Raw genomic sequence first — 11,277 nt, 5'->3', positions numbered from 1 at the left:
GAGACGTCAAAGGCATATTATCGCCGCTGCCTGCGTCAGGGGGCGTCGCTGACGGCAAATTCCAGTGAAATTTGTTCCGCCACCAGCGCCAGCGCCGGCCCCAGGGCCGTCAGCAAGGCGCGCGCCTGCTGCCGGTCGCCGCCCAGGCGCAAGCCTTCGATCGACACGCACAGGCTGGCGAAGGCATGCGCGCCCACGGCCAGCGCCGATGATTTGCTGCGGTGTCCCAGGTCGGCCAGGCGCCCCAGGTCTTCCAGCGCCATGGCCTGCTCCATTTCGGCGATGCCGTCACGCGCCGTATCGAGAAACAGCTGGGTGTATTTGCGCATCTTCACGGCGTCATTGCTGAACGTCAGCGCCAGGGTGGCCAGATCGAGGACGGCCATGTCGCGCAAGTCCGGTGCGGCGGCCGACGGCGGCGCTTTCGGCAGCGCCGCCAGCCTGTCGCCCACGCACGCATGAGCAAGGCTGCCGATGCCGCCAATACCGCCACGCTGGCGAAACCATTTCGCCAGCAGGTGAAACAGCAGATTCGGGGCGATCGGCTTGGTCACGAACTCATCCATGCCGGCCGCCAGGCAGCGGGCGCGGTCTTCGCTGCCCGCATTGGCCGTCATGGCGATCACCAGCAGACCGCTGAGCCTGGGGTCGGCGCGGATGCGGCGCGTCGCTTCGAAGCCGTCCATCTCCGGCATCTGCACGTCCATCAGCACGCAGTCATAGCGCTGGTGGGCCAGCAATTCCAGCGCTTCGCGGCCATTGCAGGCGACGCAGACGGTGGCGCCGGCGTCTTCCAGCAATTCGCAGCCCACCTGCTGGCTGAAGACGTTATCTTCCACCAGCAGGATGGAGGCACCACGGATCACGCCCAGGACTTCGGGCTCGACTTCGGCGATGCGCTCATCGCCCGCTTGCGCGCTTTTCTCCAGGCGCGCCGTGAACCAGAAGGTGCTGCCCTGGCCCGGCTGGCTGTACACGCCCACCTTGCCGCCCATGAGTTCAACCAGCTGCTTGCTGATCACCAGCCCCAGGCCGCTGCCGCCATACTTGCGCGTGGTCGAGGGGTCGGCCTGGTGGAAGGAGCGGAACAGCTGCGCCACCTCTTCCTGCTTCATGCCGATGCCCCGGTCCTGCACTTCGAAGCGCAGCATGGCGTGGCTGCCGCGTTCCTCCGACTGGCGCACGCGCACGTAGATGCTGCCATTGTCGGAAAACTTGATGGCGTTGCTGGTCAGGTTCAGCAAGACCTGCTCCAGGCGCAGCGGATCGCCGCGCCAGCGCTGCGGCAACTCGGGCGCGATATCGAACTGCAGCGCCAGGCCCTTGACGGCGGCCGCGTCGCCGAGCTGGCTGGCGATATTCGCCAGCAGGGTGTCGAGACGGAAGTCCAGCACTTCCAGTTCCAGCTTGCCCGCCTCGATCTTGGAAAAATCGAGGATGTCGTTGATCAGGCCCAGCAAATGCTGGCCCGAATGGAAGATCTTTTGCAGATAATCGCGCTGGCGCGCATCGGCCACCGATTTCAGCGCCAGGTGCGCCATGCCGATGATGCTGTTCATCGGCGTGCGGATTTCATGGCTCATGTTCGACAGGAAGTCGCTCTTGGCCTGGCTGGCCGCGTCGGCCTGCTCCTTCAGGCGGTGCAGTTCCGTCACGTCGGTGGACAGGCAGATCAGGCCCGTGACGGGACCGGGCAAGCCCAGCGGCACCTTCACACTCCACAGGTGATGCACCTGGCCCTGCGCATCGACGAAGCGCTCTTCGCCGACGAACTTGGCGCCGCTGTCGAACACCTGGCGTTCGGTCAGCTGCGCGGCGGCGGCCGCATCGCCGAGCGTCAACTCGCCATCCTGGCGGCCGATCAACTGCTCCGCCGAGCGGCCCAGTATCTTCGCCGTGCGCGCATTCACGTAGCGGTAGCGCAGGTCGGCATCCTTCATGTAGACGTAGGCATCGACGCTGTCGAGCACCGTATCGAGCAGGGTACGCTGCGCCACCGCGTTGCGGCGCGAACGGTACAGGGTAAAGATGTAGCCATAAATGAGCAGGGTGCCGGCCATGCCGACGCCCAGCGCCAGCCACGGGAAATAGCGGTCAAAGGGGCTGTACAGCTCCGCCTTGCGCACGCGGAAATGGGCTTTCCATACGCCCCCCTGATACACGATGGGCAGGACCTGGTCGAAATATGCGGCATCGCTGCCAGGTTGCGGCGGCACCGCCGCCAGGTCGCCGTCGTCGTTGAACAGCAGACGGTCCTGCGGCGCGATGCGCAGGACGCCTTGGGCCGGCAGAGGTTCGACCGCGCTGTACAGAGTCAGGTGCAGCGGCTCCAGGGCGCTGCGTTCGAGCGCGCTGTGCACCAGTTGCGCGACGCCAAAGCCGATGCCCACGGACCCCTGGTAGGCGGCGCGGCGCTCGGCCAAGCTGCCTTGCGGCATGCCATTGCGGTACACGGGCAGGCGCATGCCCAGGCCCACATGCGCGGGCGGTCCCTTGATCATGATCACCTGCCCCGACGCGCTGACTTCGCCGCTGTCGCGCGACTGCGCCAGGGCTTGCGCCACCAGCGGGTTGGCGCCGATATCGACGCCCATGCGTTCGGCCAACAGGGAATCGGGTTCCAGGTAGGTGAGCACCGTGTGTTCCGGCCGCTCCCCCGCAGGCCGGATGGTGAAGGCGGGATAGCCGCGCGGCGCCAGGCTGGTGTCTTTGCGCACGGTCTCGATGAAGGCGGCGCGCTGCGCCGACGGGACGGCCACCGCATAGTTGACCGATTCGATGGCGGGGAACTGGCGCGCGATATCGAGGCCGGCCACGTAATCATGGAACTGGCGACGCGTCAGGTGCTCGCTGGTGCGGAACAGGGCTTCGAGGCCACGCAGCAGGTCGGAATAGCTTTTTACGCGCGTGATCAGGCTGTGCTGGGCACTATGCGTGAGATTGTCGAAACGCTGTTCGGCGTCGTCATTGACCGTGCGCACTGCGCCCGCATACAAGGCGCCGCCCACCGCCAGGGCCAGCAGCAGACCGCCTGCCCAGATTCTGATGCCTGATCCCGCCCCGCCCTTGCTCAAAGTGTGCATTGTCGATCGCTTATTCCGGTTTCCTCGAATGTGCGGCGCCGCACCGCCCAGCAAGTACGAGGATACTATCAAAGCCCCTGCCCGACGCATCTGACCGCGAAAAAAAGCGCGCACGATGGTTGCACTGGAAAACACCCAGCGCCTATGCCGCCTGCAGCGCCCCGGCCAGGAAGTCGCAAAAGGCGCGCACCTTTTCCTGCACGTGGCGTCCATCGGGCGTCAACGCATACACGCCGCGCCTGGCCATGCCATGCAACGGCAGCACGCGCACCAGGGCGCCGCTGGCCAGCAGGGGTGTGGCGACGAACGACGGCAGCGCGCCCACGCCGATGCCCGCCACCAGCATATCGGCCAGCAGCAGGCTGCTGTCGGCGGAAAAGCGCACGGGCAGGACGATGCTGCTCGCCCCTTCCGGGCCGGCCAGCTGCCAGACGCCGGGGCTGTCGGCCAGGCGGTAGGCCAGGCAATCGTGGCCGTGCAAATCCTGCACCTGCCGGGGCGTGCCGCGCCGCGCCAGGTAGGCGGGCGCCGCGCAGATCATCTGCTCGACATCGCCCAGGCGGCGCGCCACCAGAGTCGAATCGGCCAGCGTGGCGCGAATGCGCAGCGACACGTCATAGCCCTCCCCCACCACGTCGCGCAGGCGGTCGTCCAGGGTCATCTCGATGCTGACTTCCGGATGGCGGGCCATGAAGACCGGCAGCAGGGGCGACAGCACTTTCAGGCCAAACGACAGCGGCGCATTCACGCGCAGCCGCCCCGCCACCTTGCCGGAGCAGCCGCGCGTGGCCAGTTCCAGCGCGTCGACCTCGTCGAGCAGGCGGCAGCATTCAACATAATAGGCGCGTCCGCCGTCCGACAAGCTCATGCGCCGCGTGGTGCGCACCAGCAGCACGGTGCCCAGGCGCGCCTCCAGCTGGCGCACCTGCTTGCTGATGGCCGCCGCCGACTGGTTCAGGTCCTGCGCGGCCTTGCTGAAGCTGTCACGCTCGACCACCTTGCGAAACACGCGCATGTGCGCCAGGACATCCATGATTCTTTCCTTGCAGTTGAATATCTTATTATTTTATCGCTGATTATCATTGAATTGGAAAACAATATGATGGTGGCTTCTTCATTCATGTCACGCAAGGAGCACCCCATGTTCACACCATCTGCCACCCTGACTACCCTGCTGCTGGCGCTGCTGGCAGGAGCGACGCAGGCCGCCGCCCTGCCTGAAGTGGGCATCAGCCCCTGGGGGCCGAAAGACGAAATCGGCCGCCTGAACCTGATGACGCCGGCCTCACGTGCCGCCATTCTGGCGCGCATCGACGGCGGCAAGAGCTATGACCTGGCCGTCGATTTCTATGTCGGCATGCCCAGCTGGCAGGCGGCCGGCGATCCGCCCTACCAGATGTGGATGACGCACACGCCGAAGGGCAACGTCGTGGCCGACTCCATGAACGTGGGCGAACAGATGAACCGCCACGTCAGTTACACGGGTTCGGCCGTGTCCATGTATGCGCACATGGGTACGCATATCGACGCGCTCAACCACTTTGGCTTGAACGGCAAGATCTGGAACGGGTTTACGGAGGAGCACTACCTGGGCGACCATGGCTGGACCGTGACGGGCGCGGAAAAGCTGCCGCCGATCGTGGCGCGCGGCGTGCTGATCGACGTGGCCGTGGCCAAGGGACTGTCACAGCTGCCCGACAATTACCGGGTCACGCGGCAGGACTTGCGCGCGGCGCTGGCCCAGCAGAAGATCACGCTGGAAAAGGGCGACGTGGTGCTGATACGCACGGGCCGCATGCAACACTATGAGCAGGCGCAAGCCTATATGGCCAATCCCCCCGGCCTGTCGCTCGATGCGGCGACATTCCTCGTGGAAGATGGCGGCGCCATGGTGGTAGGGGCGGACAACCTCAGTTTCGAGGCGTTTCCGTCCGAAGTGGAGGGCAATTACCTGCCCGTGCACACCTATCTGCTGGCGCAACAGGGCACGCCCATCCTGGAGCTGGTCGACCTGGAAGCCTTGTCGCGCGACAAGGTGTACCAGTTTGCCTTCATCGGCGCCTCGTTGAAATTCCGTGGCGGCGACGCGGCGCCCATCCGGCCCGTGGCCCTGCCTATCCGTTAAAATCAGATGGCAGCGGCCAGCAAGGCGCCGGTTGCATGCGCATCCCATGCATCGGCGCAGCGCACCACCTCGCCCACGACGATGATGCTGGGGCTGCCCAAGCCACTGGCCAGCAAATCGGCGGGCAAAGCGTGCAAAGTGCTCAGCAATTCGCGCTGGGCCGGCAAGCTGGCCGATTGCACCACGGCCACGGGCGTGCCGGGCGCCATGCCGCCGGCCAGCAAGCCCGCCTGGATCGCCGCCACCCTGGCCACGCCCATGTAGATGACCAGGGTCAGGCCGCTTTGCGCCAATGCCGCCCAGTTCGGCTCCGAGGCGCTATCCTTGCCATGGCCCGTGACGAAGATCGCGCCCTGGCTCCAGCTGCGGTGCGTCAGCGGCACGCCGATGGACGATGGCGCGGCCAGGCCGCTGCTGATGCCGGGTATCACCTCGACAGCCACGCCGTGGCTGCGCAAATAGGCGCGCTCTTCGCCGCCACGCCCGAACAGATACGGGTCGCCCCCTTTCAGGCGCACCACATGCTGGCCGGCGCGCGCCTCGGCCAGCATCAGGCGCTCGATGAACGCTTGCGGCGTGGAAGCGCAGCCACCGCGCTTGCCCACCTCGACCACGCGCACGCCTTGTGCCGCATGCGCGAGGATGGCTGGATTGACGAGGTCGTCGATCAGCACCACGTCGGCCCGCGCGATGGCCTTCACAGCTTTTAATGTCAACAGGTCCGGGTCGCCGGGACCGGCGCCGACCAGGGTCACGCTTCCAAGTTGCGCCATGCTGCACTCTCCAGTCAGAAATTGAGTTAAAAACAGTGGCCGATGGCAAATGATGCCGCGTACGCTTCCGGCGCGCTGCCATCCCACACCACGCCGTCACACAGGGTCGAGCTGCGCATGGGGGATTTTGGTACGGGCGTGGCCGTCATTTCCGCCGCCTGGCGGTACAGGTCGATGCGGTTGACTTGCCTTGCCACCGCCAGGTAATCGGATTCGTCACGCAACAAACCCCAGCGCCGGTGCTGGGTCATGAACCACATGCCGTCCGACAAATACGGGAAATTCACGGCGCCGGCGCCATAAAACTTCAAACCGTGCGCCTCGTCCCAGGTCTTGCCCAGGCCATCCTGATAATGGCCGAGGATGCGCGGCGCCAGCATTTCCTGCGGTGTATTCAAGTAAGCGGGCTCGGCCAGTGTAGCCGCCATGGCCAGCCGGTTGGTATCGCTGGCGTCGATCCAGCGGCCCGCCTCAAGCACGGCGGCGATCAGGGCGCGGCAGGTATTCGGATGCTGGCGCGCAAACGCGGCGCTGGTGCCCAGCACCTTGCCCGGATGGTCGGGCCAGATGGCGCCGCTGCTGGCGGCCGTCACGCCCACGCCATCGACGATGGCCTTGTAGCCCCACGGTTCACCCGCGCAAAAGCCATCCATCTGGCCCGCGCGCAAGGCCGCCACCATCTGCGACGGCGGCACCGTCATCACGCGCGCGTCGCGCAGCGGATCGATGCCATGCGCGGCCAGCCAGTATTGCAGCAGCATCGCGTGGTTGCCGGTCGGGAAAGTATGCGCAAACGCAAACGGCCGCGCCGCGCCGCGCATGTGCCGCGCCAGTGTCGGGCCATCGTGGGCGCCCTCGCGCGCCAGCGCTGCCGACAGGGTGACGGCCTGGCCGCTGTGATTCAGGTTCATCAGCACGGCCATGTCGCGCTGCTGCCCGCCGATGCCCATCTGCACGCCATACACGAGACCGTACAACACGTGGGCCGCGTCGAGTTCGCCGTTATGCAATTTGTCGCGCACGCCGGCCCACGACATCTCCCGGCTCAGTTCGATCTTGATGCCGTATTTTTCATCCAGGCCCAGCTTGGAGGCCATCACCAGCGAGGCGCAATCGGCCAGCGGCAGGTAGCCGATGCGTAGCGTCTGTTTTTCCGGATGCAGGGTGCGTACCAGCTGGACGCTGTCTCCCATTTTCTCTGTCATACCATTCCTTGCTGATAAGTACTGTTTTTCCGCGCCACCGTGGGCAAGGTTCTCCCCGTCCAGCAGCAAGGACCATGCCTGTGCACGCCTCGCCCAAGACGGCTGGAAACGCACCGCGATGGTGCACTGCACCAGCATGTGCCAGAAAATGGTCGATTCATCCCAGCAAGTCCTCCACATCGAGGATGCGCTGGGCAATTTCCGCCAGCTTCAGCTTTTTATTCATCGCCATGCTGCGCAGCCGCTGGTAAGCCTGCTCTTCCGTCAAGCCCTGATGCGTCATCAACAGACCCTTGGCCCGTTCGATCACCTTGCGTTCCAACAGCTTGTGCCGCGTGTCGAGCAATTCGGCGCGCAGTTTTTCTTCCTGGCGAAAGCGCGCCAGCGCCACGTTCAGCACGGGCAAGATGCGCTCGGCCTGCAAGCCGGCGACGATATAGGCAGACACGCCGGCCGCCATGGCCGCGTCGATGCTGGCCGTGGCGCCGTCTTCGGTAAATAATACGATGGGGCGGCGCTCGTCGCGCGTGGCGATGACGATGTGTTCGAGCACGTCGCGCGCGTCCGATTCGGCATCGATGATGATGAGGTCAGGCTGCAGTTGCGCGATGCGCTCGGGAAGGTAGAGGTCGGCTGGCAGCGAGGCGACGATGTCGAAACCCGATTCCAGCAAGCCGATGCGCAAGGCATTGCCGCGCAGCACTTGGGCAGCCAATGCCGCGTCCGCGTGCACGCCATGCTCGACAATGGTGTTGACGACAACGATGCGCAAAGGCTGGGTACGGCTGGACGTCATGGGAGCAATCTGCAATGGCTAAATGATTAACCATTGCAGTAAGCAAGAAGCGAACCAGCGGGCTTACAATGTGCTTTACTTCAGGGTCGGCATGGCAAACTCCGCGCCGGCAGCCGTCGAGGCGGGCCAGCGCTGGGTCACGGCCTTCTGTTTCGTGTAAAAGCGCACCGATTCCGGGCCATGCGCGTGGTGGTCGCCGAACAGGCTGCGCTTCCAGCCACCGAAGCTGTGGAAGGCCATCGGCACGGGGATCGGTACATTCACCCCGACCATCCCCACCTGCACCCGGTGCGTGTATTCACGCGCCGTGTTGCCATCGCGCGTGTAGATCGCCGTGCCGTTGCCATATTCATGGGCGTTGACCAGGTCCAGCGCCGTCGTAAAATCGGGCACGCGCACGATACACAGGACAGGGCCGAAGATTTCCTCTTTATAGATGGTCATCTCGGGCGTGACATGGTCGAACAGGCTGCCGCCAAGGAAAAAACCGTTTTCATGGCCGGGCAGCACGAAATCGCGTCCATCACTGACCAGCTTGGCGCCTTCCTTGACGCCGGTGGCGATGTAGCCGGCAATTTTATCCTTGTGTACTTGCGTGACGACAGGTCCCATTTCCGCCGACAAATCCATGCCCTGCGTAATCTTGAGTGCTGCGATCCGCGGCACCAGCGCTTCCACCAGTTGATCGGCCACATTGCCGACCGCCACGACGACGGAAATGGCCATGCAGCGCTCGCCCGCCGAACCGAAGGCCGCCCCCATCAGGGCATCGACCGTCTGGGGAATATCGGCGTCGGGCATGACGACCATGTGGTTTTTCGCGCCACCCAGCGCTTGCACGCGCTTGCCCTGCGCGCAGCCGGTGGCGTAGATGTACTCGGCGATCGGCGTGGAGCCGACAAAGCTGACGGCGCGCACGTCCGGATGGTGCAGCAAGCCGTCGACGGCTTCCTTGTCGCCCTGCACCACGTTGAAGACGCCATCGGGCAAGCCCGCATCCGTCAACAGCTGCGCCAGCAGCAGGCTGGCCGACGGGTCGCGCTCCGACGGTTTGAGGACGAACGTATTGCCGCAGGCAATGGCCATCGGGAACATCCACATCGGCACCATCACGGGGAAGTTGAACGGCGTGATGCCGACACAGACGCCGAGCGCCTGGCGGATCGACCAGGCATCGATGCCGCCGGCCACTTGCTCCGAGTATTCACCTTTCATCATTTGCGGGATGCCGCAGGCAAACTCCACCACTTCGATGCCGCGCGTCACTTCCCCTTTCGCGTCCGTAAACACCTTGCCGTGTTCGGCCGTGATCAGGGCCGCCAATTGATCCGCATGTTCTTCCAGCAATTCCTTGAACTTGAACATGACGCGGGCGCGGCGCAGGGGCGAGGTTTGCGACCAGGCGGGAAAGGCCGCATGGGCGGCGGCCACGGCCGCGTTCAGCTCGGCGGCAGTCGCCAGCGACACCTTGGCCGTGACCGCGCCCGTGGCGGGATTGAACACATCGCTCGTGCGCTCGGAGCGCGAAGCCATGGGGTTGCCACCGATAAAGTGGCCGATCTGTTGCGTTGTCATCTTGAATCCTCTATTTGGTATGCATCAGCCACTCATGGGCCGGGTCGTTTTTAAAGTGCCACACGCGTTTCGGGCCGGCCATCACGTTCAGGTAATAGCCGTCATAGCCATACGGCACGGTGACGGGGTGGTAACCCCTGGGCACCATCACCACGTCGTGGTTTTCCACGGCCATGGCTTCGTCGATGGAACGGTCATCCGTGTAAACTCGTTGGTAGGCAAAGCCCTGCTCCGGATTGAGGCGGTGGTAGTACGTTTCTTCCAGCGAACTTTCCAGCGGCACATTGTCGCTATCGTGTTTATGCGGCGGATAGCTGGACGAGTGGCCGGACGGCGTGACCACCTCGACCACCAGCAAGCCATCGGCCTCGGCTGTCTGCGGCAGGATGTCGCACACATAGCGGGTATTCGCACCCTTGCCGCGCACGGAGCGCGTCATGCTGGCCGGTTCGATCAGGCGCGCCGGACGGTGCGTGGTGGCCGGCGCGCTGCACAGGGCCACTTCGGCATTGCTCACGGCCGTGATGCTGACCTGAGTATCGAGCGGCACATACACGGCGTAGGGCGAGACGTCCTCGAAAACACTGGCGCGATTGCCGATGGCTTCCCAGCGCTGCTCGCCCGCCTGCACGGTGACCGTGCCCGTCAGCACGACGATGCACAGTTCGCGCTGGCCCGTCTCCAGGCTGATGTGCTCGCCGGCGTCCAGGCGGTGGGCGGCAAAGCCCACATGCGTCCAGCCGGCCGACTCGGGCGTGACTTCGACGATGGTCTGTCCCTGCCCCGCTTTCACCAGCAGCGGGCTCATGCCGCTTCCCTGCCCAGACGGGGAATCGCCTCGACGAGATGCGCCAGGTAATCGTGGCCCATCTTTGCATACTGGTAACTGGGCGCCACGGCCGGGTCTTGCTCCGCTTCCACCACCAGCCAGCCCTCGTAGCCATGCAGATACAAACGCGTCAGGATCGCTGGAAAATCGATGCTGCCGTCGCCGGGCACGCTGAAGGCGCCATTGATGACGGCTTGCAAGAAACTCCAGTGGCCATTGCGGGCCAGTTTCACCACGTTCGGGCGCACGTCCTTGCAATGCACGTGGCAGATGCGATCGATATGCTTGTTCAAAACCGCCAGCGCATCGCCGCCGGCAAACGTGATATGCCCCGTGTCGAACAGCAAGCCCACTTCCGGCCCGGTCAGGGCCATCAGTTGATCCACGTCCGCCGGGGTTTCCACATACGCGCCCATGTGGTGGTGATACGCCAGACGCACGCCGTTGTCGAGCAAGTGCCTGGCAAACGCCGTCAATTTGTCGGCATAGTCCTGCCATTGCTGCTGAGACTGGAAACGCGGGCGTTTGTACAGCGGGCGCGCTTCGCCCTGAATGGCGTCCGCCACTTCGCCGTAGACCATGACGGTCGCGCCGCTGTCGGCCAGCAGCCGTAAATGCGGGCCGACGGAAGCGATCTCTTCTTCGACAGTGCGGTGCGCCAGGCGGCCCGAATACCAGCCGGAAACACAGGCAAGATTATATTTCCCCAGCACGGCGTTCAGGGCCGGGGCATCTTTCGGAAACTTGTTGCCCAATTCAAAACCCACGTAGCCGATCTCGGCGCCCTCTTTCAGCGCTGTCTCCAGCGGGGTCTCGCCGCCCAGGCTGGGCAAATCGTCATTCATCCACGAGATCGGGTTGATGCCGATCTTGACATTCCAGGTATTCATC

General features: G+C 64.5%; 9 protein-coding genes. 1 reads left to right on the top strand and 8 read right to left on the bottom strand.

The genetic code is table 11. From position 1 onward, the window contains the following. Positions 1 to 35: 35 nt before the first annotated feature. Both C8C92_RS12605 and C8C92_RS12600 read right to left on the bottom strand, forming a co-directional pair. Entirely contained in the window at positions 36 to 3,083 is a 3,048-nt protein-coding gene (locus C8C92_RS12605) for a CHASE domain-containing protein (protein ID WP_116744112.1), read from the bottom strand. Between the two features lie 142 nt (positions 3,084 to 3,225). Continuing rightward, on the bottom strand, positions 3,226 to 4,116 hold the full coding sequence (locus C8C92_RS12600; RefSeq protein WP_116744111.1) for a LysR family transcriptional regulator: 891 nt from the start codon (positions 4,114 to 4,116) through the stop codon (positions 3,226 to 3,228). Between the two features lie 108 nt (positions 4,117 to 4,224). Here C8C92_RS12600 and C8C92_RS12595 point away from each other — a divergent pair, with 108 nt between their 5' ends. After that, complete coding sequence (locus C8C92_RS12595) at positions 4,225 to 5,208, top strand: cyclase family protein (RefSeq protein ID WP_116745945.1); 984 nt, start codon at positions 4,225 to 4,227, stop codon at positions 5,206 to 5,208. Positions 5,209 to 5,210: 2 nt separating this feature from the next. On the opposite strand, the gene cobA is transcribed toward C8C92_RS12595, so the two are convergent. The 6 genes from cobA to iolE all read right to left on the bottom strand — a co-directional run bounded on the left by cobA (position 5,211) and on the right by iolE (position 11,276). Further along, positions 5,211 to 5,981, bottom strand: a complete 771-nt coding sequence (cobA, locus tag C8C92_RS12590; protein WP_099759606.1) for a uroporphyrinogen-III C-methyltransferase — start codon at positions 5,979 to 5,981, stop codon at positions 5,211 to 5,213. 26 nt (positions 5,982 to 6,007) lie between these two features. Then, on the bottom strand, positions 6,008 to 7,186 hold the full coding sequence (locus C8C92_RS12585; protein WP_116744110.1) for a CmpA/NrtA family ABC transporter substrate-binding protein: 1,179 nt from the start codon (positions 7,184 to 7,186) through the stop codon (positions 6,008 to 6,010). A gap of 157 nt (positions 7,187 to 7,343) precedes the next feature. Then, the gene (locus tag C8C92_RS12580) at positions 7,344 to 7,982 is read right to left on the bottom strand and encodes an ANTAR domain-containing protein (protein WP_099759608.1); all 639 of its coding nucleotides are present in this window, start codon (positions 7,980 to 7,982) and stop codon (positions 7,344 to 7,346) included. Between the two features lie 75 nt (positions 7,983 to 8,057). Beyond that, positions 8,058 to 9,557, bottom strand: coding sequence for a CoA-acylating methylmalonate-semialdehyde dehydrogenase (locus C8C92_RS12575; protein WP_116744109.1), 1,500 nt, complete (start codon positions 9,555 to 9,557; stop codon positions 8,058 to 8,060). Positions 9,558 to 9,567: 10 nt separating this feature from the next. Further along, positions 9,568 to 10,365, bottom strand: coding sequence for a 5-deoxy-glucuronate isomerase (iolB, locus tag C8C92_RS12570; protein WP_116744108.1), 798 nt, complete (start codon positions 10,363 to 10,365; stop codon positions 9,568 to 9,570). Next, positions 10,362 to 11,276, bottom strand: coding sequence for a myo-inosose-2 dehydratase (iolE, locus tag C8C92_RS12565; RefSeq protein WP_116744107.1), 915 nt, complete (start codon positions 11,274 to 11,276; stop codon positions 10,362 to 10,364). The genes iolB and iolE overlap by 4 nt, the downstream gene beginning before the upstream one ends. Between the last annotated feature and the right edge of the window lies 1 nt (position 11,277).

Source organism: Janthinobacterium sp. 78 (assembly GCF_003096775.1).
GTDB classification, from domain to species: Bacteria; Pseudomonadota; Gammaproteobacteria; order Burkholderiales; family Burkholderiaceae_D; genus Janthinobacterium; species Janthinobacterium tructae.
The sequence above is the reverse complement of the archived record's forward strand: the minus strand, read 5'-3'. Positions and strand labels throughout refer to the sequence as shown.